The sequence below is a fragment of the Rasiella sp. SM2506 genome, from assembly GCF_050859505.1.
Classification (GTDB): domain Bacteria; phylum Bacteroidota; class Bacteroidia; order Flavobacteriales; family Flavobacteriaceae; genus Marinirhabdus.
Map to the genome: position 1 here is coordinate 2,403,272 of NZ_CP193934.1, position 16,499 is coordinate 2,419,770.

At 36.7% G+C, this 16,499-nt stretch carries 15 protein-coding genes; 12 read left to right on the forward strand and 3 right to left on the reverse strand.

Features of this window, described 5'->3' with window-relative positions:
- Positions 1-2: 2 nt before the first annotated feature.
- The 3 genes from ACQ2HF_RS10890 to ACQ2HF_RS10900 form a co-directional block, all read right to left on the reverse strand.
- The gene (locus tag ACQ2HF_RS10890) at positions 3-530 is read right to left on the reverse strand and encodes a hypothetical protein (protein ID WP_432410446.1); all 528 of its coding nucleotides are present in this window, start codon (positions 528-530) and stop codon (positions 3-5) included.
- A 266-nt stretch (positions 531-796) separates the two neighbouring features.
- A complete protein-coding gene (gene tsaE, locus ACQ2HF_RS10895; protein ID WP_432410447.1) occupies positions 797-1,210 on the reverse strand; it encodes a tRNA (adenosine(37)-N6)-threonylcarbamoyltransferase complex ATPase subunit type 1 TsaE in 414 nt (137 codons plus the stop codon).
- A gap of 104 nt (positions 1,211-1,314) precedes the next feature.
- Complete coding sequence (locus ACQ2HF_RS10900; protein WP_432410448.1) at positions 1,315-2,865, reverse strand: PglZ domain-containing protein; 1,551 nt, start codon at positions 2,863-2,865, stop codon at positions 1,315-1,317.
- Between the two features lie 150 nt (positions 2,866-3,015).
- On the opposite strand from ACQ2HF_RS10900, the gene ACQ2HF_RS10905 reads away from it, so the two are divergent.
- From ACQ2HF_RS10905 to ACQ2HF_RS10960, 12 genes are all read left to right on the forward strand, one after another.
- On the forward strand, positions 3,016-4,242 hold the full coding sequence (locus ACQ2HF_RS10905) for an HD domain-containing protein (RefSeq protein ID WP_432410449.1): 1,227 nt from the start codon (positions 3,016-3,018) through the stop codon (positions 4,240-4,242).
- Between the two features lie 39 nt (positions 4,243-4,281).
- Complete coding sequence (gene lpxD, locus ACQ2HF_RS10910; protein WP_432410450.1) at positions 4,282-5,307, forward strand: UDP-3-O-(3-hydroxymyristoyl)glucosamine N-acyltransferase; 1,026 nt, start codon at positions 4,282-4,284, stop codon at positions 5,305-5,307.
- On the forward strand, positions 5,300-6,709 hold the full coding sequence (locus tag ACQ2HF_RS10915; RefSeq protein WP_432410451.1) for a bifunctional UDP-3-O-[3-hydroxymyristoyl] N-acetylglucosamine deacetylase/3-hydroxyacyl-ACP dehydratase: 1,410 nt from the start codon (positions 5,300-5,302) through the stop codon (positions 6,707-6,709). Before lpxD ends, ACQ2HF_RS10915 begins: the two co-directional genes overlap by 8 nt.
- Positions 6,706-7,488 (forward strand): acyl-ACP--UDP-N-acetylglucosamine O-acyltransferase, encoded by a 783-nt coding sequence (gene lpxA, locus ACQ2HF_RS10920; RefSeq protein ID WP_432410452.1) that lies wholly within the window; start codon positions 6,706-6,708, stop codon positions 7,486-7,488. The genes ACQ2HF_RS10915 and lpxA overlap by 4 nt, the downstream gene beginning before the upstream one ends.
- A 99-nt stretch (positions 7,489-7,587) precedes the next feature.
- Positions 7,588-8,154: an elongation factor P gene (gene efp / locus ACQ2HF_RS10925; RefSeq protein ID WP_432410453.1), complete on the forward strand. Its 567-nt coding sequence runs from the start codon at positions 7,588-7,590 to the stop codon at positions 8,152-8,154.
- A 34-nt stretch (positions 8,155-8,188) separates the two neighbouring features.
- A complete protein-coding gene (locus tag ACQ2HF_RS10930; RefSeq protein ID WP_432410454.1) occupies positions 8,189-9,445 on the forward strand; it encodes a hypothetical protein in 1,257 nt (418 codons plus the stop codon).
- A gap of 12 nt (positions 9,446-9,457) precedes the next feature.
- Positions 9,458-11,062: a hypothetical protein gene (locus tag ACQ2HF_RS10935; RefSeq protein WP_432410455.1), complete on the forward strand. Its 1,605-nt coding sequence runs from the start codon at positions 9,458-9,460 to the stop codon at positions 11,060-11,062.
- Positions 11,063-11,151: 89 nt separating this feature from the next.
- Positions 11,152-12,087: a UDP-3-O-(3-hydroxymyristoyl)glucosamine N-acyltransferase gene (locus ACQ2HF_RS10940; protein WP_432410456.1), complete on the forward strand. Its 936-nt coding sequence runs from the start codon at positions 11,152-11,154 to the stop codon at positions 12,085-12,087.
- Complete coding sequence (locus ACQ2HF_RS10945) at positions 12,087-12,500, forward strand: nuclear transport factor 2 family protein (protein ID WP_432410457.1); 414 nt, start codon at positions 12,087-12,089, stop codon at positions 12,498-12,500. Before ACQ2HF_RS10940 ends, ACQ2HF_RS10945 begins: the two co-directional genes overlap by 1 nt.
- An 82-nt stretch (positions 12,501-12,582) precedes the next feature.
- Entirely contained in the window at positions 12,583-13,455 is an 873-nt protein-coding gene (gene sucD, locus ACQ2HF_RS10950) for a succinate--CoA ligase subunit alpha (protein ID WP_432410458.1), read from the forward strand.
- 120 nt (positions 13,456-13,575) lie between these two features.
- On the forward strand, positions 13,576-14,322 hold the full coding sequence (gene fabG, locus ACQ2HF_RS10955) for a 3-oxoacyl-[acyl-carrier-protein] reductase (RefSeq protein ID WP_432410459.1): 747 nt from the start codon (positions 13,576-13,578) through the stop codon (positions 14,320-14,322).
- Positions 14,323-14,445: 123 nt separating this feature from the next.
- Positions 14,446-16,479 (forward strand): vWA domain-containing protein, encoded by a 2,034-nt coding sequence (locus tag ACQ2HF_RS10960; protein WP_432410460.1) that lies wholly within the window; start codon positions 14,446-14,448, stop codon positions 16,477-16,479.
- Positions 16,480-16,499: the final 20 nt, after the last annotated feature.

The following is a 16,499-nucleotide window of genomic DNA, read 5'->3' on the forward strand; positions in this document are numbered from 1 at the left end:
TTTTACCTAAACAAATCCATAATCTGATGCCAAATGGTTCTTTTGCGGCCTAATTCTTCTTCAAACTCTTCAAGATCGTTGCCTCTAATTCTGGAAAATAATTTTGCTCTAATCAAGTATACTATTGGAACCAAAACCATCATTAAAGGTATTATATAGATAAGTTCAACCTCATCAAATCCACCACTTTCATTTATAATCCCCCACAATTGAAATGAATACATAGCAAGTGGCACCAAAATTATCCAATGCCACCAGTGCTTACAAGTAAAAAACCAAATAAAGAGTAGTAATAATGGAACAGCTTTACCAGAAACATACCAAGCTAAGTGCATAACACTATTATAACTTGTATTTATTGTAAAAAAAGAAGTTTCCCAAGAATTTGAATCTTCTGGGAAACTTTTGTATGAATAAAATATAAATGGAGTTATTGCAATTAAAATCACAATTATTCCTCCAATAAAAAGGATTTTCCTACCCTTGTCTCGGGATATCGGGGTTGACAATTTGCTGTTCTGTTGTTTCATCTTCGATACTTTCTGGAGTACAAGATACAAATAGAGTTGCACTGAAGATTGCTGCTAAAAAAAGGTAGTTTTTAAGTTTCATAATACTAGTTTTTGTGAGGTTTATAGTACAAACTTAGCACGAAAAAACACAAGTATTAGGACTATTATCGGCGTATCTTAGTGGGTTTGGCTTTAGGCAAAAAAAATCCTGCTTAAAAGTATTCGATTTGGGGCAAATTCACTTAAGGGTAACTAATAATATATGTCTAGCTGCAATCTTTATTTCATAGGCAATTTTCTATATATACGGTTCTACTTCCATTTTGGTTTTTTGTTAGTTCTATCTTCGTTACCGTATCGGGCAACAATGTTTCAATTTTTTCTGGCCATTCTATTAAACACCAATGACCTGTATCTAAATAATCTTCTATCCCAATATCCAAAGCTTCTTCTTCACTTTCCAATCGGTAACAATCAAAATGATATACTTTCTCATTAGCTAGTACATATTCATTCACAATAGAGAATGTTGGACTGCTTAAAGCTTCTTTTACACCAAGTTGCTGAGCTAAAACATTGATGAATGTTGTTTTGCCAACACCCATTCCTCCATAAAATAAGAGGATTTTTGTAGTAGCTTCCAATAGCACTTTACCAGCAACTTCTGGTAATTCTTGTAGTGTAAAGGTGTGTTTCATAAATTTTAACAAAAGCGAATATATGTGAATTTCAACGATAATAAACAAATATAATCGTTGAAATTCACATATTGAAGAATATTCTTACAAATAAAGAATCTAATTTATTGTTTAGGCTCTAAAACAGCGAAGGGTATGATCATTTCTTCTAAAGAAACGCCCCCATGCTGGTAGGTGTTTCTGTAGTACCCTACGTAATGGTTGTAGTTGTTGGGATAGGCAAAGAATAGGTCACCCTTAGCGAAAATAAAAGAGCTGCTCATATTTATAGTAGGAAGGTGAATTGCTTTAGGGTTCTTCGCAGCCAATACGTCCTTATCTTCATAGGTAAGACTTTTACCAGTTTTGTAACGTAAATTTAAACTTGTGTTCTTATCACCAATCACTTTACTTGGGTTTTTTACATTAATAGTCCCATGATCTGTGGTAATTATTAGTTTAAAACCAAGATTAGAGGCTTGCGTAATAATTTCCATAAGCGGGCTGTTCTTAAACCAGCTTTGCGTAAGAGAACGGTAAGATTTATCGGTAGAAGCTAGTTCTTTAATAACTTCCATTTCAGTTTTAGAATGCGATAGCATATCTACAAAATTGTAAACTACGGCTATTAAATCTTCATCTTTATGACTTTTAAAGTTGTCTGAAAGCCTTTTCCCCTGTTTTAAACTAGAAATTTTATGATAACTCCAGTTTAAATTTTTATTTAAACGTTTTAATTGAGCCTCTAAAAATTGCTTTTCAAACATGTTTTTTCCACCTTCTTCTGTGTCATTTAGCCAATAGTCCGGGTGTAGTTTTTCCATCTCGCTAGGCATAAGTCCGGAGAAAATGGCATTCCTGGAGTATTGCGTCGCCGTAGGCAGGATACTACAAAACATTTCTTCTTTGGATTTCTTGTAGCTATTAGAAACAAAAGGTTCAAATGCTTTCCATTGGTCGTATCGAAGATTATCAACTACCACCAATAGTGTTGGGCCTTTGTCTACCTCTGGCATAATACGTTCTCTAAAAAGTGTGTGAGACATAATTGGCGCATCACCGTCATCTTCAAACCAGGATGGATAGTTCTTATCTATATATTTGCAGAATTGAGTATTAGCCTCTGTTTTTTGAGATTCTAAAATTTCAAACATACCGGTATCTTCAATATCTTCCAGCTGCAATTCCCAATACACCAGTTTTTGATACAACTCTACCCAGCCTTCGTAGGAATTTATCATAGACATATCCATCGCAATTTTTCTAAATTCCTGCTGATAGCTAGATGTTGTTTTTTCTGAAATTAACCTGGAATGGTCTAAATTCTTTTTTAAACTCAATAAAATCTGGTGAGGATTTACAGGTTTAATGAGATAGTCGGCAATTTTACTACCAATAGCTTCTTCCATGATATACTCCTCTTCACTCTTGGTGATCATCACTACAGGAAGTGAGGCTTGTTTTTCTTTTAATTCGGCAAGGGTTTCAAGTCCTGTGAGTCCTGGCATATTTTCATCCAGAAAGACGATATCAAAATTTTCTTTCTCAATTTCTTCCAAAGCTTCGGTACCACTTTTAGCGGTTGTTACTTTGTAATTCTTATTTTCTAAGAAGATAATATGGGGTTTTAGTAAATCTATTTCGTCGTCTACCCAAAGTACTTTTATATCGTTCATATATGTATATTTGTTGTCGTTCTCCTTAGCGTTATGGAAGAAATGTGGATGTTATAGAAACTGAATTTTTCAGAATATAAATCTTGCTAGTAGTAATAACCTCAAAATTACTATGCAAGTATCTTAGAAAAGCTAATTAAAGGTTAAATTTTGACGACCAGAAAAAAACTAAAAATCATTAACGATCCCATCTACGGCTTCATTACCGTACCGAACAAACTTATTTTCGAATTAATAGAGCATCGCTTCTTTCAGCGATTACGCCGGATCTCCCAAATGGGGATGAGCTATTTGGTCTATCCAGGAGCTCATCACACCCGTTTTCACCACGCTTTGGGCGCTATGTTCTTAATGGAGAAGGCAGTGCGCGTTTTACGCTCTAAAAATACCGAAATCTCTACAACAGAAGAAGACGCGCTGTACATTGCTATCTTATTACATGATATTGGCCACGGACCTTTTAGCCATGCCATGGAACATAGCATTGTAGAGAATATTTCCCACGAGCAGATTTCTCTGTGGATGATGGAGGAATTAAATAAAGAGTTTAAAGGTGCGCTTACGGTAGCGATTAAAATTTTTAAAAACGAATACCCTCGTAAGTTCTTACATCAATTGGTGTCTGGACAATTAGATATGGATAGGCTGGACTACTTACGTCGCGACAGTTTTTACACGGGCGTAAGCGAAGGTGCTGTAAATAGTGAACGCCTTATAGCCATGCTTTACGTAAAAGATGATGCCTTGATGGTAGAGGAAAAGGGAATTTATTCCGTAGAAAAATTTATCGTTGCCCGTAGACTAATGTATTGGCAGGTGTATTTGCATAAAACAAGTTTGGTGGCAGAACAATTGTTGGTAAAAATGCTAAAACGTGCTAAGTATCTTTCAGATAAGGGAGCTGAGGTGCCAGCAAGTACAGCGCTTTCCTATTTTCTTCGGAACCATGTTTCGGCTCAAGACTTTTCAGCTGAAATATTAGACACCTTTGCCACATTAGACGATTATGATATTGTTTCGGCCATGAAAACTTGGGTTCATCATGAAGATTTTGTGCTTAGCGAGCTATCAAAAATGCTGCTAAACAGAGATTTACTAAAGATAAAGTTGAAGAAAAAACCCATTCCGAAAGAAAAAATGGAAGAAAAACGATCTGAAGTGATGGAGAAATACAATTTAACCCACGAAGAAGTAACGTATTTCGTTTTTGAGGGTCTTATAGAGAATCAGGCATACGATATGAAGAAAGACACGATAAACCTAATTACAAAAACAGGAAAGGTGATAGATGTAGCCAAAGCGAGCGACCAATTAAACATAGAAGCGCTCTCTAAGAAGGTGGTAAAATATTATCTATGCTATCCCAAAGCACATTAGCAATCCTTTTTTTATATTTGCAAATCTTGAAACCTATAAATGAAATTTAAAGCCAGCCAGATTGCAGGAATTTTAAACGGCGAAGTAGAGGGAAATGAAGACGCCGAAGTTTCTAAATTATCGAAAATTGAAGAAGGGACAGAAGGGAGTTTAACCTTTTTGGCCAATCCTAAATACACTTCTTATATTTACACTACGCAAGCTTCGGTCACAATTGTGAATGCCGATTTTATTGCTGAAAATCCCATTACCACCACCTTGATTAAAGTGGAAGATGCCTATAAAGCGTTTTCTATGTTGTTGGAATATTACAACCAGGTAAAGATGAATAAAACGGGAATTGAGCAACCCGTCTTTATTTCTGAAAGTGCCAGCTATCCCGAAGATATTTATTTGGGCGCTTTTTGCTACCTGGGAGATAACGTAACTATAGGTAAAAATGCAAAGATTTATCCTAACGTGTATATTGGTGATAACGTTCAAATAGGTGATAATGTCGTTGTTTTTGCAGGGGCTAAAATTTATTCTGAAACGAGTATTGGCAATAATTGTCTTATACATAGTGGTGTGATCATAGGAGCAGACGGATTTGGTTATACTCCAAATGAAAAAGGCGAATACACTAAAGTGCCTCAAACCGGAAATGTAATTATAGAAGATAACGTGGACGTAGGAGCAGGAACCACTATTGACCGAGCAACGTTGGGTTCTACCATTATCCGTAAAGGGGTTAAGCTAGACAACCAAATACAGATTGCTCATAATGTAGAGATTGGTAAAAACACTGTAATTGCAGCACAAACGGGAATTGCTGGCTCAACAAAAATTGGAGAAGGTTGCCAGATTGGCGGTCAGGTAGGTTTTGCAGGCCACTTAACTATTGGTAATAATGTTCGCATACAGGCGCAAAGTGGCATTGGTCGCAACGTAAAAGACAATGAAACATTACAAGGCTCTCCAGCGTTTAATTATGGTGACTACAACAAGAGCTACGTACATTTTAAAAACTTATCCAGTACCATGCTACGCTTTAACGATATTGAAAAAAAACTAAAAAATGACTGATTGTAACGCACCTATGCAAACCACGATCGCAAAAGAAGTCACACTCACTGGAGTAGGACTTCACACGGGAAAAGAGGTGACACTTATCTTTAAACCTGCTCCCACAAATCACGGCTATACCTTTGTTCGTGTAGATTTGGAAGGAAGCCCCGTGATTGAAGCAGATGCTAATTATGTGGTAAATACCCAACGTGGAACCAACCTGGAAAAACGAGGCGTAAAAATTCAGACTTCGGAGCACGTTTTAGCTGCTTTGGTAGGAATGCAAGTAGATAATTGTATTCTGGAACTGAATGCTTCTGAACCACCTATAATGGATGGGTCTTCAAAATATTTTGTGGAAGCTATTGAAAAAGCAGGTATTGTCGAACAAGACCAGCCAAGAAATGAGTATGTGGTAACGGAAGTAATTTCCTATCTGGATGAAGAGTCTGGAAGCGAAATTACCATTATACCCTCAGACGATTACCAAGTGACCACCATGGTCGATTTTGGCACAAAAGTCCTGGGAACACAAAATGCATCGTTAAAGGATTTGAAAGACTTCAAAACCGAAATTGCAGATGCGAGAACCTTCAGCTTTTTGCACGAAATTGAAATGTTGCTGGATCACGGTCTTATTCAAGGTGGCGATTTAAACAATGCTATTGTATATGTAGACAAAGAGCTTTCTCCAGAAACGATGGAGAAATTGCGAAATGCCTTCAAAAAAGATAAAATTTCAGTAAAGCCTAACGGAATATTAGACAACCTTACACTGCATTACCCTAATGAAGCCGCAAGACACAAGCTGTTGGATGTTATTGGAGATTTGGCATTGGTTGGAACACGCATTCGCGGAAAAGTAATTGCTAACAAACCGGGACATTTTGTAAATACTCAATTTGCAAAAAAGCTTTCTCAACGTATAAAACTTGAAAAGCGAAATAACATTCCAAAATTCAATCCGCATGCAACGCCTGCTAAAGATGTGAATGCTATTATGGATATGCTGCCTCACCGTCCCCCATTTTTGTTTGTTGACAAAATTTTGGAGTTGAGTGACACTCATGTAATTGGATTGAAGAATGTAACCATGAACGAACCGTTCTTTGTTGGGCATTTTCCAGGAGCTCCAGTAATGCCAGGCGTACTTATAGTAGAAGCAATGGCGCAAACTGGCGGAATTCTAGCGCTAAGCACTGTTCCAGATCCTGAAAATTATTTGACGTTTTTTATGAAAATAAATAATGTGAAATTTAAGCAACAGGTAAATCCAGGAGATACGTTGTTTTTTAAACTCGAATTAATTACCCCAATTAGAAGAGGAATTGTGCATATGCGAGGAAATGCCTATGCCAATGACAAATTAGTAACCGAAGCCGAATTAATGGCTCAAATTGTAAAAACCAAAAACACATGAACCAACCGTTAGCGTATGTACACCCAGGGGCAAAAATTGCCAAAAATGTGGTGATAGAGCCGTTTACAACCATACATAATAATGTTGTAATTGGCGAGGGAACGTGGATTGGTTCTAACGTGACCATCATGGAAGGCGCCCGAATTGGGAAGAATTGTAATATTTTTCCAGGAGCTGTAATCTCTGCTATTCCACAGGATTTGAAATTTCAAGATGAAGAGACTACCGCAGAAATTGGCGATAATACAACCATTAGAGAATATGTAACTGTAAATCGTGGTACCGTAGACAGAGGAAAAACTGTAATTGGTAATAATTGTTTAATTATGGCCTACTGTCACATTGCACACGATTGCTTTGTAGGCGATAACTGTATCTTTTCTAACAATAGTACCTTAGCAGGACATATTACTGTGGGGAACCACGTGATTTTAGCTGGGATGACGGCTGTACATCAGTTTTGTATGATTGGTAATCACGCCTTTGTAACAGGAGGTTCTTTGGTTCGGAAAGATGTGCCACCATTTGTAAAAGCTGCCCGGGAACCATTGTCGTATGTGGGTATTAATTCAATTGGATTAAGACGTCGCGGATTTGATACTAATAAAATTCAGGAGATTCAGAATATTTACCGAATCTTATATCAAAAGACATACAATACCACTCAAGCTTCAGAAATTATTGAAGCAGAAATGGAAGCAACTCCAGAACGTGATGAAATCCTTCAGTTTATCAAAAACTCGAAGCGTGGTATTATGAAAGGATACTTTCAGAACTAGGAAATTTGCGATGTCAGGTTGAGCGCAGTCAAAACCTATTGCATCTACATAAATTTAATATTAATAATTTAAAAGATACCCGCCTATGCGGGCATAAGTATGGCATCAACATCAGACATTAGAAAAGGATTATGTATTCATTACAACCACGATATATATAAAGTTATTGAATTTTTACATGTGAAGCCAGGAAAAGGCCCCGCGTTTGTTAGGACAAAATTAAAAAGTGTGACCAATGGAAAAGTGATAGACAATACTTTTTCAGCCGGGCATAAAATTGAAGATGTACGTGTGGAGACGCATAAATTTCAGTTTTTATATGCTGAAGGCGATTTTTACCACTTTATGAATACCGAAGATTATACCCAAATACGTTTAACAAAAGACGCTTTGGATACGCCAGAATTAATGAAAGAAGGTGAAGTAGTAACGGTATTGATTAATACCGAAGACAATGCACCGCTTTCCGTAGATTTACCAGCACACGTTATTCTGGAAGTTGCCTCAACAGAGCCAGGAGTTAAAGGAAACACGGCAACAAATGCTACCAAACCTGCTATCATGGAAACAGGAGCTGAGGTAAATGTACCGCTGTTTATTAACGAAGGTGACAAGATTAGAATAGATACTGAGAAAGGTCAGTATCAGGAACGGGTTAAGGAGTAATGTAGTTATTTTAACAAAGACAATTAAAGTAGTTATGAAAAAAATAATTGTGTTTTTTCTTTTAGTAAGTGTGTTATTTTCGTGTAGTAAAGACGATGACACATTACAGGATCAAAATTTCCAAATAGATTTTACAGATGTCAATGTAGGGCAAGTCAATATTTCAGTTTCAGGGTTGACTGCAATTGAACAAGTTGTTTCAAGCGGTTTGGTTTGGGGAGTAATTGAAACTCCCGATATTGAAACCAACGATTTTGTGCTTAATTCAGTTGTGAGTGGTAGTTTTCAAGATACTATATATGGTCTTCGCAGAAACACAATCTACAACTTTCGTGCTTTCCAGCAAACCAAGACTAGTATCAACTACGGACCAGTATTTTCAATAACTACCCTAGGAGATTGTACAGGTGAGATATTTCAAGGCGATGTAATTTTACTTAGCCAAAAAGATGTTGATGATTTTGACATAGTAAATATTTGTGCTATTAATGGAAGTCTTCAGTTTACTTCTGAAGACATTTTAGATCCAATTATAGATATATCAAAATTTTCTAATGTTAGTGGCAGTGTTCAATCTCTTCAAATTTTTAATAATGTGGAGTTAAAAAATCTATCAGGATTGCAGAACATAACGTCGGTGGAGGATTTAATTTATATTGGTGGAAATCGAGAGCTTACAGATATAGATGAGCTTTCTTCAATTAACGGAGGTCTTGATTATGTAAGTATTGTAAATAACCAAAGCTTAACACACTTAAATGGGTTAAGAGGCATTACTAAAATTGGAAACACAGATGGCGGTTTGGAAATACGAGGCAATTATAATCTAAACACCTTAGGAACCCTAGATGCTTTGGAGGAACTCCAAAATTTTAATTTGGTAAACAATCCATCGCTTATATCGTTTGAGTTGCCAAGTCTAAAGGGGACTATCCAAAATTTTATCTTAGATGAAAACGGAGGATTAAAAACAGTTCCAAATTTGGGTGAATTGAATGTAATTAACAATTTAGATATAAACGACTGTTTTCTATTAGAAAATTTAGATGGTTTACAGCCCCTTCAAAACGTTGAAAATATAGTAGTATCGGGCAGTAAATTAGAAAATTTAAATTTTTTATCGAACGTTATTGCTGGAAGTTATGCAAGTTTTTATGCTAATGATATGCTATCAGATTATTGTGGGTTACAAAGAGCTTTGCAGAACGGGAGTTTTATAAATTTTGAAACAAATTCTAATGCGTTTAACCCAACAAGGGAAGATGTTTTTAATGGTAATTGTTTACTATAATTGATTGATAAAATGAAGAAGTTTTTTATATTTTTAAGTTTTTCACTATTAATTGTGTTTATATCTTGCAGTAAGGATGATGAGCAAATGGAGGATTCCCAAATTGAGAATTCTTTAAAAATTGTAGAAATAACCGATGTACTAGCGTCTACCGCAAATGTGAAAATTGCTGTTTCAAACACTTTAGATTTTATTGAAATTGGTATTTGTTGGAGCGAAGGAATGAATCCTCGAGTAGATGAAAACCTTACGATATACAGCAACTCTCAGGGTCCAGAACAAATTGTGAAACTTTTCGGAACAAGCCCGGAAAAGAAATATTACGTCAGAGCATTTGCCAAGACCCCTAGTGGAATACTTTATAGCGAAAATACTTCTTTTACTACTCAAGGATTATGTTCTGGAGGCGTCACTGACCAAGATTTTTACTTAAGATCACAAGCAGAAGTTAATAAGGTGGGCACCATGGGCTTGTGTAGCGTAAATTTACTAACGATATTTTCTGATAATGTTGACGACCCTATCGTGGATTTAAGACCTCTATCAGGTATTAAACAAGTAAATTATTTATCTATAAGCAACAACAATATGCTCGCCAGCTTAACGGGTCTAGAATCAGTTATTAACGTTAATTATTTAGGAGTATTTGGAAATAACTCCTTGGCAAATCTGCAAGGTTTGGAAGGGTTGCGTGGCAGCTTAAATGAACTTAATATTTCTGGTAATGAAAAACTTACTTCACTAAGTGGTTTAGAAAATATATCGCTAATTGTAAAAGATTTAGATTATAACGGTTCACTATTTGTAACAAGTAATGATAGTCTTGAAAACATGGAAGGGCTTAACGGAATTAGAGAAATTTTTGGAACTATCAATATAAGTTTCAATAGAATTTTTCATAGTCTTAAAGGGCTGGATAATTTCAGAAAATTTGACGGAGAAGATTTCTCCATATATAGCAATGGACCTATTGTAAACTTATCTGGATTAGAAAGTCTTGAAGTTATAAATGGTAATTTTATCATGTATGACCAAGAAGAATTTAATAGTTTAACGGCACTTTCAAACGTTACTGAGGCAAAGTATTTTTATTTTCGTAATCTGGATAACTTAACTAACCTTAATGGGATAGGGAATATTGATACAGCATATACAGACGAACTTCAATTTTACCTATGGCAAAATCAAAAATTGACCGATATCTCTGCATTTTCTAATTTTTCTTCTTTAGGTGTTTTAAGTATTATTGAATCTCCAGTGACAGATTTTACACCATTAACAAATATTACTAGAATAAGATATAACTTATCTATACGTAATGTTGATATTTCGAGCTTGAGAAGTCTTTCAAATTTAGAGTCTGCTGGAAGAATTTTTCTAGATAATCTTACAAGTATTGAGAATTTAGAAGGTTTAGAAGGACTTCGTAATATTGGAATGTTTGGAAGCAGTCCGCAAAATGGAAATTTAGAAATATATCAGTGCAAAAATTTAACCAACTTTTGTGCAATTCAAGGATTGTTTACAGAAGGTACAATCGATAATGATTTTGTTGCAAATAGCAACGCATACAACCCAACCCAGCAAGATATTGTAGACGGCAATTGTAGCCAGTAAATTTTTTTGTTGCTATTCAAAACATAATAAGTTCCCTTCATACCTAAAATTGTGAAGGGATTTTTTATATTTGATACTCAAATTTTTATATGAAATTCAACACCCCACAAACACTACAAGACATTGCTACTATATTGGATTGCGATTTTGTGGGTGACGCTAGTTTCCCAGTATTGGGAATGAACGAAATTCACGTAGTACTCCCAGGGGATATTGTTTTTGTAGATCATCCTAAGTATTACGACAAAGCGTTGCAATCTCCCGCCACTATTATTCTTATCAATAAACAAGTGGATTGCCCAAAAGGAAAAGCACTGTTAATTAGTGACGATCCGTTTCGGGATTTTAATACGTTGACCCATCATTTTAACCCATTTATAATGGCAAGAGCGGTCATCGCAGACTCAGCCAAGATTGGTAAAAACACGGTGATTCAGCCCAATGTTTTTATTGGAAATAATGTAACCATTGGCGATGACTGTTTAATACATCCCAACGTTACTATTTACGACAACACAGTTATTGGAAACAACGTGACCATTCACGCAGGAACGGTGCTAGGGAGTGATGCTTTTTACTATAAAAACAGACCCGAAAAATTTGATAAACTTTTAAGTGGTGGCAATGTAGTTATAAAAGACCATGTAGACATTGGTGCACTTTGTACTATCGACAAAGGCGTAACGGCATCTACCATAATAGGGGAAGGAACCAAGCTAGACAATCAAGTACACGTAGGTCACGACACCGTTATTGGAAGCCGTTGTTTAATTGCTTCACAAGCAGGAATTGCAGGCTGTGTTTTGATTGAAGATTTTGTCACTATTTGGGGACAAGTTGGAATTACCAGTGGTGTTACCATTGGGGAAAAAGCTGTAATTTCGGCACAGAGTGGTGTGAGTAAATCATTGCCTGGTCATAAATCGTATTTTGGCACACCGGCAGACGATTTCAGAAAAAAATATAAAGAACTGGCCTCTATACGGCTAATTCCAGATATCATTGAAAAATTAGACAATTTATAATGAGTGTAAGCGCAAAAGACATCGTAAAAAATTTTTATCGAACAGACATTTTAAAAGATGAATCTGTCATAGAAACGTATTTTCATAAAGACATAGAACTAATTTGGAATAGTGCCAACGGATTGAGCATCTTGCATTTTGAAGATTTGGAAAAATTCTTTGCAGAAGTACGCCGTAGTTACAACGATTTACGTCTAGAAATAAGCCATGTATTAGAAGATGAAGGCCACGTTACTATTAGATACAAATACTACATCCGTACCATGGAAAATGCAGATGAAGAGCTGGGAATCGCTCATTTTATGTGTATTTGGGAAGTAAAAGATGGTAAATTATTTCGTGGGTATCAGGTAAGCCAACCTGTGACGGATAAAGACGATACTACAGAATCCTACACGCGAGTAAAGGTGTAAATTCCTTTTGCAAACAAGACCAATTAGGTATCTTTGCACACCAAAAATTTCAATAAAACAATAACAGAGATAATAGAAACCTATGAGTGTTTTAGTAAATAAAGATTCAAAAATAATTGTTCAAGGCTTTACAGGAAGCGAAGGTACGTTTCACGCCGGGCAAATGATAGACTATGGAACCAATGTTGTAGGTGGTGTAACTCCAGGAAAAGGGGGGCAAACACATTTGGATAAGCCTGTTTTTAACACGGTTGCCGAAGCTGTAAAAGAAGTTGGAGCAGATACTTCGATTATTTTTGTACCACCAGCATTTGCTGCAGATGCCATCATGGAAGCTGCAGATGCAGGCATTAAAGTAATTATCACTATCACTGAAGGAATTCCAGTGGGAGATATGATAAAAGTAGCGCACTATATTAAAGATAGAGACTGCCGTTTAATTGGTCCTAACTGTCCAGGTGTTATTACGCCAGGGGAGGCTAAAGTTGGTATTATGCCAGGCTTTGTTTTCAAAAAAGGAAAAATAGGGATTGTTTCAAAATCTGGAACACTTACCTATGAGGCTGCAGACCAGGTTGTAAAACAAGGATTAGGAATTACTACCGCTATTGGTATTGGTGGGGATCCCATTATTGGAACCACGACAAAAGAAGCCGTAGAATTATTAATAAACGACCCGGAAACCGAAGCTGTTGTTATGATTGGTGAAATTGGAGGACAACTGGAAGCTGAAGCAGCACGTTGGTATAAGGCCAGTGGAAGCAAAAAGCCGGTAGTTGGATTTATTGCAGGTGAAACTGCTCCAGCAGGAAGAACCATGGGGCACGCAGGTGCTATTGTAGGCGGAAGCGATGATACCGCACAGGCTAAAAAGAAAATTTTAAGAGAATGTGGAATCCACGTAGTAGATTCTCCAGCCGAAATAGGAAAAAAAATGGCCGAAGTTTTAGGATAAACTTCGGAATAAATAATGCTACAAAGCCCTGCATAATCGTAGGGCTTTTTTTATATTTGAGATACTTGAAATCTCGCGTTTTGAGCCCTCAACATGTTCAGGATAAACTAAAATCGAAATATGAAGTTACTAGAAGGAAAAACAGCTATTATTACAGGTGGAAGCCGTGGAATTGGTAAAGGAATCGTAGAAGCATTCGCCAAGCACGGCGCCAATATTGCATTTACCTATAACTCAAGTGCCGAAGCTGCCGAAGCTCTGGCTGAAGAAGTTTCAAAAAACGGAATTAAAGCCAAAGCTTATAAAAGCGATGCTTCAAATTTTGCCGAGTCTCAAGAATTGGCTGTGCAGGTTTTGGAAGAATTTGGTAGTATAGATATTTTAGTAAATAACGCCGGAATTACCAAAGACAACCTCTTAATGCGTATTTCTGAAGAAGATTTTGACAAAGTGATTGAGGTAAACCTTAAATCGGTTTTTAATATGACCAAAGCTGTGCAACGCGCTATGTTAAAACAACGCAAAGGTTCTATTATTAATATGAGCTCTATAGTAGGCGTAAAAGGAAACGCAGGACAGACCAATTATGCTGCATCTAAAGCCGGAATTTTGGGCTTTACCAAATCGGTAGCCCTGGAACTAGGTTCTCGTGACATTCGTTGCAACGCCGTGGCTCCTGGGTTTATAGAAACTGAAATGACGGGTAAGTTAGACGAAGCAACTGTTCAATCTTGGAGAGACGCTATTCCACTTAAAAGAGGAGGAACTCCGGAAGATATCGCCAATATGTGCGTTTTCTTAGGAAGCGATATGTCTGCATACGTTACCGGCCAGGTTCTTAACGTAGATGGCGGCATGCTAACGTAGTTTGTGATTTGGCGTTTATAGTTTAAAGAAAACCCTAAACTAGGAACTACAAATTATAAACTTCAAACTTATTTTCAACAAAACTTAGTTCGTACTTCGTCGTTCGTAACTTGTACCTCATAAATGACCGCAGAAACTATACTTTACATTGTTATTGCCGTCGTGATTGCTCTTGCATTGGCGCTTTTTATGTATGGTTATAAATCAAAGTACAGCGGAAAGCTAAAATGGGTGTTTGGAACCCTTCGGTTTTTGACGTTGTTTGCTATTTTAATTTTGCTGATTAATCCGAAATTCAAAAGCGAAACCTACACGATTGTAAAGCCAAGTTTGCCTGTGGTACTAGACAATTCCAGTTCTATTTCAGAATTGAATCAAACGGATAACGTTTCAGCAATTATTACAAAGCTGAAGGAAAACAACAAGTTAAACGATAGGTTCGAGCTGTCTTTCTTTACATTCGGTACAGATTTCAAAGCAACCGATACCGTAACATTTACCGAAACCAATACCAATATTGCCAAAGCACTTTCGGCCACCAACGAAGTTTTTAAAAATAACATTGCACCTACCGTGTTAATTTCAGATGGAAATCAGACGCTTGGTAATGATTATGAATTTTCTTCAGCAACCTATAAAAATCCTGTGTATCCCATAATACTGGGAGATTCTATAAAATACACCGATTTAAAACTAGAGCGTCTCAACACCAATCGCTATGCGTTCTTAAAAAATCAGTTTCCCGTAGAGGCTATTTTGGTGTATAATGGGACGGGTTCCGTGAATTCACAATTTGTTATTTCACAAGGAGCGGCCATTGTGTACCGAGAGAATGTTTCATTTTCTGAAACCGATAATACCAAAACCATTTCGCTCACGCTACCTGCATCACGTGTAGGTTTGCAAAAATATACCGCGCAGGTTGTTCCTCTGGACGATGAAAAAAACAAAGTAAACAATAACAAACAATTTGCGGTAGAGGTGATAGACCAGGCAGCCAATGTGTTGGTGGTGAGTACAATGGTACATCCAGATATGGGAATGTTTAAAAAAGCGATTGAAACCAATGAGCAGCGCAAAGTTACATTTGCAAAACCTGGCGAAGCCATTGCTCAATTGAGTGACCATCAGTTACTAATTTTATACCAACCCAACCGAAGTTTTGCCACGCTATTTAATGAAATTGAAAGACTTAACATGAACACTTTTATTATTTCAGGCACCAAAACCGATTGGAATTTCCTGAATAGTGTGCAGTCTGTTTTTCAGAAAGAAGTAACGGGACAACGTGAAGAGGCGGCTGCAGCGTTAAATGTAAATTATGGTGCCTTTGCGATGGAAGATATAGGTTTTAGTACCTTCCCGCCATTGCCCACTTTGTTTGGTGAACTTCAAATTACAGTACCACACGAAGTTGTATTAAAACAGACCGTACGTGGATTTAATACCGAGAACGCCTTGCTGGTCACTGCCGAGGTAAATGGCAAGCGAGATGTCCTTTGGGATGTGGAAGAGCTATGGAAATGGCGTGCGCAAAGTTATCTTCAGCATACTAACTTTCAGGAGTTTGATGCGTTTGTAGGGAATTTGGTTCAATATTTAGCATCCAACAAACGTAGAAGTAGGCTAGAGGTGAGTAATGAATCTTTTTATTATAACAATAGTCCTATTAAAATTTCGGCACAGTACTTCGATAAAAATTATGTGTTCGATACGCGGGCGTCGTTGTCAATTTCTGTAATAGAACAGGAAAGTAAACAGCGTACAGTTTTTCCTATGTTGCTGAAAAATAACTTTTACGAAGTAGACGTAAACAGTTTGCCTGCTGGAGAATATGCATTTACGGTAGCCGTAGGTGACGAAGCTATCGCTAGAAGTGGGGCTTTTACCATATTAGATTTTAATGTGGAGCAGCAATTTGGAAATGCCAATGTTTCAAAATTAAAGAGAATAGCAGCAAATACGAAAGGGACAGCCTATTTTCCAAACGAAATAGACGATTTGATGGAATCATTATTAAATGATGATAGGTTTCAATCCATCCAGAAAAGCGAGCAAAAAATTGTACCTTTGATCGATTGGAAATACCTTCTTGCACTCATCGTTCTTTTCTTAACTGCCGAGTGGTTCATTAGAAAATACAACGGACTAATATAACTTCAAAAATATAGATTATT

Excerpts from the sequence above, each read along its gene's own strand:
- ACQ2HF_RS10960 (WP_432410460.1), top strand. The coding sequence starts at position 14,446 with ATGACCGCAGAAACTATACTTTACATTGTTATTGCCGTCGTGATTGCT.
- ACQ2HF_RS10945 (WP_432410457.1), top strand. The coding sequence starts at position 12,087 with ATGAGTGTAAGCGCAAAAGACATCGTAAAAAATTTTTATCGAACAGAC.
- ACQ2HF_RS10930 (WP_432410454.1), top strand. The coding sequence starts at position 8,189 with ATGAAAAAAATAATTGTGTTTTTTCTTTTAGTAAGTGTGTTATTTTCG.
- lpxD (WP_432410450.1), top strand. The coding sequence starts at position 4,282 with ATGAAATTTAAAGCCAGCCAGATTGCAGGAATTTTAAACGGCGAAGTA.
- ACQ2HF_RS10915 (WP_432410451.1), top strand. The coding sequence starts at position 5,300 with ATGACTGATTGTAACGCACCTATGCAAACCACGATCGCAAAAGAAGTC.
- efp (WP_432410453.1), top strand. The coding sequence starts at position 7,588 with ATGGCATCAACATCAGACATTAGAAAAGGATTATGTATTCATTACAAC.
- ACQ2HF_RS10935 (WP_432410455.1), top strand. The coding sequence starts at position 9,458 with ATGAAGAAGTTTTTTATATTTTTAAGTTTTTCACTATTAATTGTGTTT.
- tsaE (WP_432410447.1), bottom strand. The coding sequence starts at position 1,210 with ATGAAACACACCTTTACACTACAAGAATTACCAGAAGTTGCTGGTAAA.
- ACQ2HF_RS10900 (WP_432410448.1), bottom strand. The coding sequence starts at position 2,865 with ATGAACGATATAAAAGTACTTTGGGTAGACGACGAAATAGATTTACTA.
- lpxA (WP_432410452.1), top strand. The coding sequence starts at position 6,706 with ATGAACCAACCGTTAGCGTATGTACACCCAGGGGCAAAAATTGCCAAA.
- sucD (WP_432410458.1), top strand. The coding sequence starts at position 12,583 with ATGAGTGTTTTAGTAAATAAAGATTCAAAAATAATTGTTCAAGGCTTT.
- fabG (WP_432410459.1), top strand. The coding sequence starts at position 13,576 with ATGAAGTTACTAGAAGGAAAAACAGCTATTATTACAGGTGGAAGCCGT.
- ACQ2HF_RS10940 (WP_432410456.1), top strand. The coding sequence starts at position 11,152 with ATGAAATTCAACACCCCACAAACACTACAAGACATTGCTACTATATTG.
- ACQ2HF_RS10890 (WP_432410446.1), bottom strand. The coding sequence starts at position 530 with ATGAAACAACAGAACAGCAAATTGTCAACCCCGATATCCCGAGACAAG.